Origin of the sequence: Xanthomonas nasturtii (assembly GCF_023337365.3) — a bacterium.
Classification (GTDB): domain Bacteria; phylum Pseudomonadota; class Gammaproteobacteria; order Xanthomonadales; family Xanthomonadaceae; genus Xanthomonas; species Xanthomonas nasturtii.
Map to the genome: position 1 here is coordinate 942,419 of NZ_CP142084.2, position 13,741 is coordinate 956,159.

The 13,741-nt window shown below is 65.1% G+C and carries 13 protein-coding genes; 5 read left to right on the top strand and 8 right to left on the bottom strand.

Going from position 1 to position 13,741, the window contains the following annotated elements; genetic code table 11:
- Positions 1-6: 6 nt before the first annotated feature.
- Positions 7-954 (top strand): Nudix family hydrolase, encoded by a 948-nt coding sequence (locus M3O59_RS03965; protein WP_064630872.1) that lies wholly within the window; start codon positions 7-9, stop codon positions 952-954.
- Positions 955-1,024: 70 nt separating this feature from the next.
- Here the strand turns inward: M3O59_RS03965 and M3O59_RS03970 are convergent, their stop codons facing one another.
- The gene (locus M3O59_RS03970) at positions 1,025-1,654 is read right to left on the bottom strand and encodes a hypothetical protein (RefSeq protein ID WP_249046313.1); all 630 of its coding nucleotides are present in this window, start codon (positions 1,652-1,654) and stop codon (positions 1,025-1,027) included.
- Between the two features lie 174 nt (positions 1,655-1,828).
- Positions 1,829-2,656 carry a methylenetetrahydrofolate reductase [NAD(P)H] gene (metF, locus tag M3O59_RS03975; RefSeq protein ID WP_064630874.1) on the bottom strand — a complete coding sequence of 276 codons (828 nt, stop codon included), beginning with the start codon at positions 2,654-2,656 and terminating at the stop codon, positions 1,829-1,831.
- 203 nt (positions 2,657-2,859) lie between these two features.
- Between metF and M3O59_RS03980 the strand changes: the two genes are divergently transcribed.
- Positions 2,860-3,837, top strand: coding sequence for an NAD(P)H-quinone oxidoreductase (locus tag M3O59_RS03980; protein WP_249047171.1), 978 nt, complete (start codon positions 2,860-2,862; stop codon positions 3,835-3,837).
- A gap of 201 nt (positions 3,838-4,038) precedes the next feature.
- On the opposite strand, the gene M3O59_RS03985 is transcribed toward M3O59_RS03980, so the two are convergent.
- Positions 4,039-4,407 (bottom strand): VOC family protein, encoded by a 369-nt coding sequence (locus M3O59_RS03985; protein WP_249047172.1) that lies wholly within the window; start codon positions 4,405-4,407, stop codon positions 4,039-4,041.
- Positions 4,408-4,466: 59 nt separating this feature from the next.
- On the opposite strand from M3O59_RS03985, the gene M3O59_RS03990 reads away from it, so the two are divergent.
- Positions 4,467-5,402, top strand: coding sequence for a Gfo/Idh/MocA family protein (locus M3O59_RS03990; protein WP_249047173.1), 936 nt, complete (start codon positions 4,467-4,469; stop codon positions 5,400-5,402).
- A gap of 125 nt (positions 5,403-5,527) precedes the next feature.
- Here M3O59_RS03990 and M3O59_RS03995 read toward each other — a convergent pair whose 3' ends face one another.
- Together M3O59_RS03995 and M3O59_RS04000 are read right to left on the bottom strand one after the other, a co-directional pair.
- Positions 5,528-7,198, bottom strand: a complete 1,671-nt coding sequence (locus M3O59_RS03995) for a histidine phosphatase family protein (protein WP_249054709.1) — start codon at positions 7,196-7,198, stop codon at positions 5,528-5,530.
- Positions 7,199-7,665: 467 nt separating this feature from the next.
- Positions 7,666-9,036, bottom strand: coding sequence for an alpha-amylase family protein (locus M3O59_RS04000; protein WP_181920670.1), 1,371 nt, complete (start codon positions 9,034-9,036; stop codon positions 7,666-7,668).
- Positions 9,037-9,430: 394 nt separating this feature from the next.
- Between M3O59_RS04000 and M3O59_RS04005 the strand changes: the two genes are divergently transcribed.
- Together M3O59_RS04005 and M3O59_RS04010 are read left to right on the top strand one after the other, a co-directional pair.
- Positions 9,431-9,976, top strand: a complete 546-nt coding sequence (locus M3O59_RS04005) for a DUF2058 domain-containing protein (RefSeq protein ID WP_116906853.1) — start codon at positions 9,431-9,433, stop codon at positions 9,974-9,976.
- Positions 9,977-10,212: 236 nt separating this feature from the next.
- A complete protein-coding gene (locus M3O59_RS04010) occupies positions 10,213-10,770 on the top strand; it encodes a DUF3228 family protein (protein WP_116906858.1) in 558 nt (185 codons plus the stop codon).
- 37 nt (positions 10,771-10,807) lie between these two features.
- Here the strand turns inward: M3O59_RS04010 and hsdR are convergent, their stop codons facing one another.
- From hsdR to M3O59_RS04025, 3 genes are read right to left on the bottom strand one after another with little or no spacing between them, the layout of a single operon-like run.
- Positions 10,808-13,150, bottom strand: a complete 2,343-nt coding sequence (hsdR, locus tag M3O59_RS04015) for an EcoAI/FtnUII family type I restriction enzme subunit R (protein ID WP_249047175.1) — start codon at positions 13,148-13,150, stop codon at positions 10,808-10,810.
- Positions 13,134-13,433, bottom strand: coding sequence for a type II toxin-antitoxin system RelE/ParE family toxin (locus M3O59_RS04020; protein WP_064630888.1), 300 nt, complete (start codon positions 13,431-13,433; stop codon positions 13,134-13,136). Before M3O59_RS04020 ends, hsdR begins: the two co-directional genes overlap by 17 nt.
- Position 13,434: 1 nt before the next feature.
- Positions 13,435-13,719 (bottom strand): CopG family ribbon-helix-helix protein, encoded by a 285-nt coding sequence (locus tag M3O59_RS04025; protein ID WP_064630890.1) that lies wholly within the window; start codon positions 13,717-13,719, stop codon positions 13,435-13,437.
- Positions 13,720-13,741: the final 22 nt, after the last annotated feature.

Below are 13,741 nucleotides of genomic sequence, written 5' to 3' on the forward strand. Positions count from 1 at the left end.
GCCGCCATGCCTGATTCTCTTCGATCCATTCACGTCGTTGCCGGCGTGATCACCGACCCCCGCGGCCGCATCCTGCTGACCCGCCGCACCGAAACCCGTGACATGCCTGGCCTGTGGGAATTTCCGGGCGGCAAGCGCGAGCCTGGCGAGACCTCCGAACAGGCGCTGGTGCGCGAGCTCAACGAAGAGCTCGGCATCGAGGCGCAGGTAGGCGAGTGGCTCATGGAGGTGCCGCAGCTGTATCCGGACAAGCGGCTGCGCCTGGAAGTGCGCCAGATCACTGCATGGAAAGGCAGCCCGCGCGGCCGCGAAGGTCAGGCGATGACCTGGGTGGCTGCAGACAAGTTGACCCGCTATTCGATGCCGCCGGCCGACGTGCCCGTGGTGGGCATGCTGCGTCAGCCCGACCGTTATGTGATCACTCCAGAACCCGATGACGATGCGCTGTGGCTGGAAGGTCTGGAGCGCGCATTGCAAAGCGGGCTGACGCGCATCCAGTTACGCGCACGGCAGGCCACGCCGGCGCGCTGGCGGGCCTTGCTGCAACAGGTGATGGGCTTGCGTGGTCGGGCACGCGCGCAGCTGTTGCTCAACCGCGACATCGCGCTGGCCGGGGAGCTCGGCATCGGCGTGCATCTGGGTTCGGAGCAACTTGCCGCCTTGCAGGAGCGTCCGTTGCCGGCCGAGCAGGTCGTCGCCGCGTCGTGCCATGGCTTGGAGGATCTCCGTCACGCGCAACGGCTCGCCTGCGATTTTGCGGTGCTGGGGCCGGTGCAGGCAACGGCGTCGCATCCAGGCGCGACGCCGTTGGGATGGGAGGGATTTGAACGCTTGCGCGAGCAGGTCGCGCTGCCGATCTACGCACTCGGCGGCATGCAGGTCGACGATATGCGCGAGGCGCGCGCGCATGGCGCGCAGGGCATCGCGGCGATCCGCGCGCTTTGGCCGCAGTGACCGCACCGACGCTGGTGGTATTACCCAATCCTGCGGTGATCTCATCCAGCAGAATGCCGCGCATACGGCGCTAGAACGTCACCCAAAAGCAGTTGTACTGCCGGCGCAAGCGCAACACGCTGCGCGCCGGCGTGCCGCTGGCAAGGGTCTGTTCCAGCCGCAGTCCCCAGGGGCGCGGGCGGCTGGGCGGGGCGGGAAGCGGCGCATCGATGGCGCTGCCGTCCAGCGATGGCGTGGCTGCGGTGGTGTCGGCCTCCCAGCCCGGCGTGTCGCTTTGCGGATACATCGGGGCGATGTCCAGCAACGGGCGTTGCACGATGGCTTCCAGGCGGCTCAGCACCTGATTGGCCGCCGCGTCGGATTGCCCGCTCCACAGGTAGAGGCTGGAGAGCCGATTGACGTCGCGGCTATCCACTGCCAGTTGCAGCAACGACACCAGTTCGCTCAGCCGCCGTGGGCAGCCGTAGCGATACAGGCCGGTGGTGCCCTGGGGGCGAATGGCGGGCGGCGCCCGGCTTGCCGCGCCGACGTCTTCGCAGCGCCGGTCGGTGAACATGGTCTGCCCGTCCGGCGAGACGCAACGATGGATTTCCTGCGCCTGCACCGGTACAGCGGGACAGATGCAGAGCAATAACAACAGGGGCAGAAGGCGAGACATCGGCGCAGCGTAGCCGGGCGCGTGTGAGCTTGCGAGAGACATGTGCATGCCGGTGCGGGTGCGCTGGCTGCCGGTCACGCAGTCAATTTTGGAAGCGCGCGGTCGAATCGAGATGGGCCCAGTGCCGCGCGAGGTGCTGCGCTGTGCGGCACGGCTGGCGGGCTGCTTGCCTACGCCCCAAGCGCCCACCGCACGCATGCGTGGATGAAGCCGCACTCAGCGGCCGAGCAGCTGCAACACCTGCGTGGTCGGTTTGGCCAGATTGAGCGTGTAGAAGTGCAATGCCGGCACGCCACCTTCGATCAGGCGCTGGCACAAGGACGCCACGACGTCTGCACCGAAGGCGCGCACCGCGTCGGCATCGTCGCCGTAGGACTGCATCTTCTTGCCGATCCAGCGCGGAATCTCCGCACCGCATTGCTCGGAAAACCGCCGCAGCTGCGAGAAGTTGGAGATCGGCATGATGCCGGGAATGATCGGGACGTCCACGCCCATGCGCTGCACCGCGTCGCGGAAATGAAAGTAGGCATCGGCGTTGTAAAAATACTGGGTGATCGCCGCATCGGCGCCGGCGTCGACCTTGGCCTTGAAATAGCGCAGGTCGCTGAGCGCATCGGCCGCCTGCGGATGGGTTTCCGGATAGGCTCCGACCTCGATGCGGAACGCATCGCCGTGCTCGGCGCGGATGAAGGCGATCAGGTCCGAGGCGTAACGCAGGTCGCCCGGATGGCCCATGCCCGAGGGCAGGTCGCCGCGCAGCGCGACGATGCGGGTGCAGCCGATCGCCCGATACAGCTTGAGCAGTTCACGGATCTCCTGCCGGCTGCCGCCAACGCAGGACAGATGCGGCGCCGCTTCGAAGCCATGCTTCTGCTTGAGGTGGCGCACCGTTTCGGAGGTGTAGCTGAGCGTGGAGCCGCCGGCGCCGAAGGTGCACGACACATACTCCGGCGCGTAGCCCTTCAACCTGGCGGCAGTGCGGTCCAGTTGCGCGCGCTGGTCATCGGTCTTGGGCGGGTAAAACTCGAAACTCAAATGCGTCATCGCGGCGGGTCCGGCAGATCGTGCGGGCATAATATCGCTTCATCGCGATGAATGCATATTTGGTTGCGGGTGTTCCGGCTGTGCAGGGTGTTGCGGTTCGGCAGGCCGCGAGCAGGTGCAGCGCAACGCTGCACACGCGGCCTCTGGCCTGGGCGTTGACGGGCGCATGCCTACACTGGGCGCACTTTCTACGGAGCGCCTTCATGAGCGATACCACGATGACCGCTATCGCCATCCGCGATAGCAAGGGCGACGCCGACGCGCTGTACGCCACCGAGCAGCCGCGCCCGCGTCCTGCACCGGGGCAGGTCCTGATCCGCGTGCATGCTGCCGGCATCAATCGGCCCGACCTGCTGCAACGTGCCGGGCACTACCCGCCGCCGCCTGGCGCACCGCAGACCCTGGGGCTGGAAATCGCCGGCGAGATCGTCGAGCCGGCCGGTCGCTGGAAGGTCGGCGACCGCGTGTGCGCACTGCTGGGCGGCGGCGGTTACGCGCAGTACGCCGCTGTCGATGCGCGTCACGTGCTGCCGATTCCCGCCGGCATGGATCTGGTGCACGCCGCCGCGCTGCCGGAGACCATCTTCACCGCCTACGCCAATTTATTCGAACATGGCCAGCTGGCGGCAGGGCAGTGGCTGCTCTTGCACGGTGCCACCTCGGGCATCGGCGTTACCGCGATCCAGATGGCCAAGGCGGCGGGCGCGCACGTTCTGGCCACCGCACGCTCGGCCAGCAAGGCAGCACAGGCGCGCGAGCTGGGCGCCGATGTGGCGATCGACTCCACCAGCGGATCGTTTGTCGCCGTGGCCAAGGCGCATGGCGGTGTCGATGTCGCGCTCGACATGGTGGGCGCTGCGGTGTTTGCCGATACCCTGGAAGCGCTCAATCCACGCGGACGTCTCGTCTACATCGCCTCGCAGGCCGGGGCCACCATCGAGGTGCCGATCCCGTTGCTGATGCGCAAGCAGGCGGTGATCACTGGCTCCACGCTGCGCCCGCGCAATGCCGATGAAAAGGCCCGGCTGGCTGCGGAAGTGGAACGCGTGGTGTGGCCGTGGATCGCACAGGGCAAGCTGCGCGTGCTGCTCGACAAGCGCTTCCCGCTGAGCGAAGCCGCAGCGGCACATCGCTATCTGGAGCAGGGCAGTCACCTGGGCAAGGTAGTGCTGGAGATGTGACCGCGTTTGGTCGGTGGCCTGGCGGTGCGAAAGCATGCCGGGCCGCTGATGCGGGTCGCTTGTTTGCGGGGTGGTGCGTTTTCTGTCGTTGCAATACGCGCACGCGTGAGTGCGTGTTTCCTCACGCGTGTGCCACGCCCCAGCAAAACGCGACAGCATTTGATTGCCAGTGCGCCGATGACGCGTAGGCGGCAGTGCCGGTTACTGCGGTGGCGTGTGATCGACCACGGCTTCAAGGTGGTGCCCGTCGGGGTCGATGACGAACGCGGCGTAACAGGCGTCGCCGTAGTCGGGCCGTAAGCCGGGCGCGTCATTGCAGCGGCCGCCGTGTTGCAGCGCGGCCCGGTGGAAGGCATCCACGGCAGAGGCATCGGTCGCGGCAAATGCCAGATGAAAGCCGGCGCCCGGCACGCACTGCGCGGCCTGGCGTTGTTTCAAGGCCAGGCAATCGTCACCAGCCAACAGGTATAGCAAAACAAGCAGGAGCGATGTCTCGCGGTGGGCTGCACCCTGACCGTACACTGCGCCGTCGCGTGCGCTTTCCGTTCGCGCCGCTGCAGCGTCGGCCATGCAGCGTGCGAGGGCAGCCGTTCGCGCCGATGTCACCTCCCATCAGCACGAAGGTTTCGATGAAGCATCCAGACGCATTGCGCATTGCCCTTGTCGGCATCGGCAAGATCGCCCGCGACCAGCACGTTCCCACCATCGCTGCGCGCGACGATGTGCAGTTGGTTGCCACCGTGAGCCGGCATGGCACGGTCGACGGTGTGCCGGCCTATCAGACACTGGAAGACGCGTTCGCCGCGCAGCCGGAGATCGAAGCGGTGGCATTGTGCACGCCACCGGTCGGGCGGCACGCGTTGGCGCAGACCGCGTTGGTGGCCGGCCGCCATGTGTTCCTGGAAAAGCCGCCGGCCGCCACGCTTGCCGAGATCCATGACCTGCAGGGCGTGGCCCGGCGTGCGCAGCGCAGCCTGTTCACCAGCTGGCATTCGCGCTGCGCCGCCGGCGTGGCACCCGCCCGGGCATGGCTGGCCGACAAGCAGATCGTGCGCACGCACATCACCTGGAAGGAAGACATCCGCCATTGGCATCCGGGCCAGGACTGGATTCTCGAGCCCGGCGGAATGGGCGTGTTCGACCCCGGCATCAATGCGCTGTCCATCGTCACCCATCTGCTGCCGCGCAGCTTCGCGCTGCGCGAGGCCGAGTTGCACACCCCGGACAACCGTCAGGCACCGCTGTATGCCAGGCTTGCCTTCGTCGATACCGCGGGCGTACCGGTGACGGCCGAATTCGATTTCCTGCAGACCGGCCACCAGCGCTGGGATATCGAAGTGGAGACCACCGCTGGCATGCTCATGCTCAGCGAAGGCGGCGCCAAGCTGAGCATCGATGGGCAGCCGCACGTGCTGCCTGCGTCCAGCGAATACGACGGACTGTACGCGCGCTTTGTGCAACTGGTGCGCGCCGGTGAATCGGAAGTGGATGTTGCACCGTTCGTGCATGTGGCAGATGCGTTCATGCTTGGCGCGCGCACGGTCACCGCACCGTTCGCCTGGTAGTTGGCGCACGCCGATTCGTCTGAGGCTGGACCCACCGGCCGTTTGCCGGTGGGTCTGCAAGCTGCTGTCGCTGATCTGTCAGTAGCTCCGGGCACTTACGGACTGCGCGCCCGGTGCCGTGTGGATCAGCGCGTTTCCAGTACGACTTGGTCTGGTTCGATCACGTTTGGGTCGGTCCCGGTGCGCGCCTCGGTAGGCCGGGTGGCCGCCACGCGCAGCGCCGGTGTGATCTGCGCGCGGAACTGCCTGACCACCCATGCTTCGTCCAGCAATGCAAACGCGAAAAAGCCCAGCAAGGTGCCGGCCACCAAGGTGGGCGCGTGCGTAAAGGTGCCGGGCAGCAATAGGCTCAGCCACAAGAAGATATTGGGCGAGGTCTGCAGAAGATGGATGTCCAGTGCCACTGGCGCGCTGATGGTCCGGCCGGTCACGCGCTGGTGCACGCGCAGGTAGAGCGCGCTGCCCATACGGCATGCCAGCAACAAGGCCAGCGGTAGCAGCAGCGCACTCCATGCATGCCAGCCGCCGTGGCTCAGTGCATCCAGCAGCGAGGTGCCGCCAGCGCGCAGCGAGACCAGAAAGGCCATCGGCACCATGGTCAACGAGCCCACCCAGCCCCAATTGGTGGCCAGCTTGCCCGCCGCGATCGGTCGCGCGCGGCGCCAGCCCTGGGCCAGCAGGGACGGCAACGCCAGGGCGAGCACCAGCACCACAAAGAAGCGCTCCAGCGCGTGCACGTTGCCCAGCACCTCGTGGTGATCCAGGAACAACAGCAGCAACAGCACTGGCAGCAGGATCGACAACACCAGCGTATAGCGTGCCGCAAAGAAATAATCGCCACCGCGTGCCAGCGAAAAGGTCGGTACCGACAGCGCAGGCGGCACGATCAGCAGCAGGCCAATCACATGCACCCACGGGTTGTGAAACTGCGTCAGCAGAAACATCGCCAGCGCAGCGCGGGCCACGCTGAGCACACTGAGCGCAATGTCCTCCGGCCCGCCGCTCAGGCGCAGTGCGCCAGGTTCGATGCGCACAGACAGAAAAAATGCATTCGCCGCCAGCAACGCGACGATGGCAGTTGTGGTGAGCACATGCGGCAGGCCGATGCCCAGGCATGACAGCGCAAACCCGCCCAGCGCTGCGATCAGCATCCACTGCAGCAGACGGATTTCCGTTTGTTCGCCCAGGTAATTCATGCGCGAAGAGCTGCGTGCGGTCATGCGTTTGAGTTCGTCCCACGACAATGGGCGCGAGTTGGGCAGGCGAAAGTCGATGTACTCGGCGGGCGGCAGGCCGGAGGCGATCAATGCAAACACTTCGACGATGTACTTGTGCGCCACCACCAGGACCTGTTTGCCTTGCCGATCCAGTGGTGCCAGCACGGTGTCGTAGTACGTCTTGCAGCGCGCATACATGTCCATCCAGTGTTCACCGTCCGGCGGCGCGCCGTCGGCATCGTGAAAGCAGGCGTCGTAGAGGCGATGGCCGATGGACTTCTTGATCAGCGTCTTGTTCTTGCCGGCGAAAATGCCGAAATCGCGCTCCACCAGCGCCGCGCTGGACAGCACACGCCGGTGCCCTGATGCACCTTCCAGAATGATCGCGGCAGTGGCCTGCGCACGTTCGAGGGTGGAGACATGTACCTCGTCGAACTGCAGTGCACGTTGCCGCACATAGCGTGCCGCCTGCTGCGCCTGGCGGCGCCCGAGCGATGTGAGCGGGGAGTTCTGCGCACCAGCGAAGTAATTCTGCTCGTTGGCGAGCGACTCGCCATGACGCACGAAATAGAGAGGCATCGCGTTGCTCCGGTTTGCGCAACTGTCACTGGAATCGAAGCGCCACCCGCGATAACGCGGAGCCAGTCACTTCGCCGCATCGGCGACTGCTGCCTGCACTGCGTGACACATCTGTGCATGCAGCACGCCGCCACGTAGGTGCAGCGGCAAAGCGGTTGCGTTGCAACGGCGGGGCGATGCGTCGGAATCAATTCATGTTGAGCTGAAACACGTGAAAAAGCGCTTGTCTGCAGGTGATATGGGTGAGCGCTGCATGCCAGCGAGCCTGCGTATTGCAGGCCGCGTGACCCTGGATGCAACCGATCAGAGCCGGCATCCAGATACAAAAAGCCCCCGCCGCGCGTCTGCGTCGGGGGCGATGGATCGCTCGCACGGTAATGGCGTGCGATCTCTCAAGGTGTGCTGCAGGTTACCTTGTTATGCCTGGATAATCGGGCGCTGCGGTGTCGCCCTGTGCCGATGTTTGCTCAACGCCGCCACATGCGCGCGCCACGCGCCGGCAGCGTAAAGGTGTAGGAGCCGCTGGAAATGCGCACCACATTCCCCGACCCCAGCGCATCGGTGTAATCGGCATTCCAGAACAACACGCTGTTGTTCATTCCCACCGTGGTGGTGACGGGGTTGCCGCACTTGTTGATGCCGACGATGCCCAGGCTGCCGCGACGAAACAGAATGTGGCAGGAGCTGGACGACAACACCTGCATGTCGGTGCCCTGTACGCCATTGTGGAAGCCGATCATGCGACGCAGGTCGTCGCGCAGGTACGCATTGACCCAACGGTTGTCGCCGCTTTCGTTGTTGTCGGTGTAGATCATCGGCATGCCGCCGTTACGGCCGATCAGGTACGCATACGCCAGCGTTTCATCCACCGGGTCGAGAATGGCATAACGGAAACCGGCGTTGTTGGGGATGTCGTGGGTGACCGCAAAGGTCACGGCACGATTGCCCGGCAATGCCTGGCCGGATGCTGCCGGGTCCACCAACTGCTGCATGCTGGCGCCAATGGCGAATGCGTTACGCACCGCATTGAACAGCGGGAAGTCGTAGGCAGCATGCGGTGTGGATTGCAGGTAAGGCGCCAGGAACTGGTCGTAGTCGCCATTACCCGTGCCGCCGCCGGTGATCACTTCGCCGAACACATACACGCCGGAGCGGATGCCGGCATCGAAGACGCGGTTGAGATGGTCGAAGGTCATGTGCTTGGCCGCGTCCACACGGAAGCCGGTGACGCCGATACCCTTGAGTGCCTGCAGATAGGCGCGCTGCTGTTGCACCACCCAGTCGTTGCCGACCAGATCCGGCAGGCCTGGGTCGCTGCCACCGCCGCAGATGCGGTAATTGCGCACCTGGAAGGCGTCGTTGTAGTTGCTGATGCATTGCGCCGCGCCAAAATCGCTGGCGCCAAGGAAGTTGGACTGCAGCGTGCCGAACAGCCGCAGTGAATCGTAACGGCCAGGATTTGCCGCGTATTGCGACAGCACCGCACTGCCTGGGTAGTTGAGGTCCGAGCGCGTGGCCGCTTCGTTGGCCATATGGTTGAACACGATGTCGGCATAGGTTTCCACGCCGTTGTTGGCCAGTGCCTGCACCATCTTCCGGAATGCAGCGGTGTCGCCGAGCGGGTTGTCGATGAGGCGGATGTCCTGCGGCTGATAACGCGCCCACCAGGCGCTGCCTTCGGAGCGGTACGCGGGGGGGACCAGCACCTTGCGATAGCCAGCATCGGCGATCTGCTTGGCACGCGCTTCGACGGTGGCATACGGCCAGTTGAAGGCGTGCAGGATGACATCGGCCTGGACGTTGGCAGTGGCCAGCAACAAGACCAGCGCCGTCAGCAAGAGACGGGCACTGCGCTGCATGAGCGAGGGTGGAGCGTGAGCAGGCGTGTTGCGCATCGGATGGTTCTCCAGTGGGTGGCGCAGGCCGCCGCGCAGTGCGCGATGCCTGCATCAAGGCCTCCGGCCCCTGTTCCGGAAAGCGCGCGCACGGCGTGCAGCGCGCGACGATGCTAAGCGCGCATCGCGGCGCAGCATCGGTGTTGTGCATACGTATTCACTGCATCGAATGGGTAAATTGCGCGCGGTGTTCGGCGCCAACGGCGGGCTTGGTCGCAAAACGCAGCGCACGGCGCGTGCCGGGCCGAGTGGTGATGCCAGCGGTTCGGCCAGGCTGCGACGGGGCCATGGCGCCGGCCGCGTTAAACTAGCCGCCAGCCCACTGCCAAGCCTCCCGATGCGCAACCCATTGCAAGAACAGCTGCTCAAGGCCGGCCTGGTGAAAAAGGCCCAGGTGGACAAGATTGCGCGCGAGCAGGTCAAACAGCGCCACGCCAAGGGCGCGGCGGTGTCGCCGGCGGATGCCGACAAGGTCGATGCGGCACGCCTGCAGGCCGAGCGTGCCGAGCGCGATCGTGCGCTGGCCGAAGAGCGCAACGTACAGGTGCGCCGGCAGGAGGTGCTGGCCCAGGTCCGGCAGATCGTGGAGACCAGCAAGGTCAAGTGCGAAGGCGAGATCGACTACCGCTTCAACGACGGCAGCGTCATTCGCAGCGTGCTGGTGAACCCCGTACTCCGTAGCCAGTTGGCCAGTGGCGCACTGGTGATCGTGCGCCACGGCGATGGCTTCGAGCTGATTCCGCGCGCCGCCGCCGACAAGGTTTACAGCCGCGATGCCGACACGGTTGTTCTCGATCACGGCCGCAACAGCGCGCCGGCAGCGGCCGATAGCGACGATGACTATTACAGCCAGTTCAAGGTGCCTGACGATTTGATCTGGTAGGGCGGCGAACAGATGCGGTGAGCAGGCGGTGCACGAATCTGCATGCGCCGGGGCGCGGAACCGCAACGTAGTGCTACCCCTCAGGTCATCGTCCATGGTGACGTGACTGCTATGAGCTCGGCTCAAGCAACCATGCGTGCCAGCCCCGTCGCTGCGCAACAGTCCCGGTGCTGCTCAACGTAGTCGTGCGCCAGCCTGCGCGCTACCCTGGTGCTCTTGTCGCCACACGTACCGTCATGTCGATCGTTCTTACATCGTTCGCCCGCACCCGCCTGTTCCCGCGCGATGGCCGTCGCAATGCCATCCAGGACTGCACGCCCGAGCAGTTCGTCCAGCGGCTCGATGATGAGGCGCCGCTACGCGTGATCGAGGGCTATGCGCCGTTTTGCCGGTTGCACGTGCACCGCAACTGGACCACGACCCGCTGCCTCACCGTGCCCATCAACGCTGACAACCGCCATTTGCTGCGCTCCGGCTACGAGGCGCGCAGCACGCAGGAATTGGCTGTACTGGTGCGTTGGTTTGAAGGTGTCGAGCCGCCGGTGGCCGCGTATCTGCTGCCGATCCTCTACAGCCGCGATCAACTGGCCAAGGAGGGCGCGCTCATCGATGCGGACTGGGGCGTGGTCGGTTGCCTCTACACCGCAGAGCCGCAGGAAATTCCGATGGCACCGATCACGATGTTGCGCAACGCCCTGGGCGTGGAAGAAGGTGGCTCTGGCGTGCCGCTGGACCGCGACGCGTATCGGCGCAGCGTGGCGTTCTGGGAACGCAATGCGAACTGGCGGCCTTGATATTGGTTGTGCCGTCCGCGTTGCATGCGTCTACCAATCAGCGGAATAAGTGCGCCTGGATCCCAACGAATGCACTGCGGATGTCCGCAACACTGCCCAGCATCCGTTTGGCGTCGTTAACCCCGCCGTAGCGGATTCGTAAAACGTCGCCGATCCTGCTGCTGGCCAGTTCACCGGTACCGTTGCGCGCGTAGTTGCCCAGCACGTATTCCAGGAACGAACGCATCTCACGCTCGTACCCGCTCAGGCCGGTGGACATGGCTGACTGCACCCGCTGCGTCCGCGACAGGGGCGCCAGGGTGAAGCGAACGTAGGCCAGTACATCGAAGATGTCGCTGTGCGGTGCATCGATCAGGCGCCGCATGTCATCCAGTCGCTCGTTGTCGTACCCCAGGTCCGTGAGGCGCTGTATAAAGTCCTCGCGCCGGTCCGGGTCGCTCCAGATGGCGCGCAGGTGGTCTTCGTCCTTGAGCAGCGCATCGAGGTCACCGAAGAGCTGTTGCATGAATTCCTGCGCGGTGATCATCCTGCCGTCGTTGGACCAATACGTGGTCGCGGCGATGTAGTGGATGCTGCGCTCGCGGCCGTCGGAGAGCTTGACCACCACTCGCTTGGGCGGCGCGGGTTCGTTGATGCCGCCACCAAGCGCCCCGGGCTCGCTCTCTCGATGCAGTCGAGGTTTGCGCGGCTCGGCCGGATCGTCCGGCGGCAGCGGCTCGCCATCCCACGCGGCATCGTTGAAGTGCGCATAGGCCTTCACGAAGTCGTAGATAGTGAAGTAATCCTTGCCTTCGAACGTGCGCGTGCCGCGCCCGATGATCTGCTTGAACTCGATCATCGACTTGATCGGGCGTAGCAGCACGATGTTGCGGATGTTCAGCGCGTCCACGCCGGTGGACAGCTTCTGCGACGTGGTCAGGATGGTCGGGAGGGTCTTCTCGTTGTCCTGGAACTCACGCAGGTGGCGCTCGCCGAGCTCACCGTCGTCGGCGGTGACGCGCTCACAGTAGTGCGGGTTCGGGTTGTCCTTGATCTGATTGATGAAGTTGCGTACCTGCGCGGCGTGCTCCTGGGTGGCGCAGAACACCAGCGTCTTCTGGCGCTGGTCGATCTGGTCCATGAACTCCTGCACGCGGCTGCGCTCGCGCTGGTCGATCACCAGCCGGGTGTTGAAGTGGGCTTCCGTGTAGACGCGGCCGCGTTCCAGCTCGCCTTCTAGCACTACGTCACCCTCGGAGTAGGTGTACTCGTCCAGGGTCGAAGCCATCTGCCGCACCTTGAACGGCGTGAGAAAGCCGTCGCCGATGCCCTCCTTCAGCGCATACGTGTAGACCGGCTCGCCGAAGTAGGCGTAGGTATCGCCATTGACATCGCGCTTCGGCGTGGCGGTCAGGCCCAGCTGCACGGCCGGCTTGAAATACTCCAGGATCGCGCGCCAGCTGCTTTCGTCGCGCGCACCGCCGCGGTGGCACTCGTCGATGACGATGAAGTCGAAGAAGTCCGGCTCATAGCCCTCGAAGGTGAACTGCGCCGCCGCAGGCGCGTCTTCCGCATCGCCGCCACCGGTCATGAAGGTCTGGAAGATGGTGAAGAACACGCTGGCATTGCGCGGAATGCCGCCCTTCTTGAGGATTTCTTCCGGTCGGATCCGGCACAGCGCATCCGGTGGGAACGCATTGAAGGCGTTGAAGGCCTGGTCGGCCAGAATATTGCGGTCGGCCAGGAACAGGATCCGTGGGCGGCGCACCGGGTCACGGCTGAGGTTCCACTTGGCGTGGAACAGCTTCCACGCGATCTGGAACGCGACGGATGTCTTGCCGGTGCCGGTGGCCAGCGTCAGCAGGATGCGGTTGCGGTCTGTCGCGATGGCCTCCAGCACTGCGGTGATCGCGTTGTGCTGGTAATAGCGCGGCTGCCACTTGCCGCCGCCGGTCTCGAACGGCACCGCGCCGAAGCGCTCGCGCCAGTCGTTGCCGTGCGGAAAGCAGCGCAGCCAGAGTTGTTCCGGTGTCGGGAACGGCAGGGCGATCTCGCCTTCGGCGCCGCTGTCCATGTCGATGCCATACCAGCCGATCCCGTTGGTGGCATAGGCAAATCGCGCCTGCAGCCGCGTCGCATAGTCCTTGGCCTGGCCGACGCCTGCGGTGTGGCCCAGTCCGGCACGCTTGGCCTCGATCACCGCCAGTTTGCGGCCGCGGTAACTCAACACGTAGTCCGCCGACAGCGCCGTGCCGCGCTGGCCGCCGCCGAGAATGCGGCCAGGGCAGATCAGCTCGCGATGGACCTGCGCGCCATCCACCACGCCCCAGCCGGCCTCGCGCAGCACCGGGTCGATGCGGTTGGCGCGGGTGTCGGCCTCGGTTTCAGTCGTCGCGTGCATAGCCTGCCTCGCGTTGCGCGCGGATCGCCAGGACAAATACGGTGTCCAGCGCCGTTACATACTGGTAGAGGGCGATGTATCCGCGAGCGCCTTGGCCAATGACCAGTTCACGCAGATCGTTGTGCGTCAGGCGCCCGATCAGCGGATTGTTCGTGAGCACATCGGATGCACTGACGATCTCGCCAAGACGCTCTTGGATGTGCGCCGCCTCGTGCTGTTCCAGGTGGCCGATGATGCGCCGCAGGTCCTCGTTGACAGAGGGTAGGAACTCGACGCGCGCCATGCTATTCGGCGAACTTGCGGGGGACGGGAAGCGGAGTGTCCTTGCCCTGAATGCGTCCCATCAGATAGCGACGCATCTCGTCCCAGGGAATGCTCTCGCCGGTCTCAAGGAATTCGGCCCAACGGCGTTCGGCCTCTGCATGGAAGTCGGTGCGTCGCTCGGCCAATTCGGCCTTTTCGGCAATGGCTTCCAGGATGAAATTGTGCGACGTGGTGCCGGCCGCTTGCGCGGCCTTGGCGATGCGGGCCTTGAGCGCTTCCGGCAGGCGAATGGTGGTGGTGCTCATGCGGGGCTCCCGTTCAGGATGT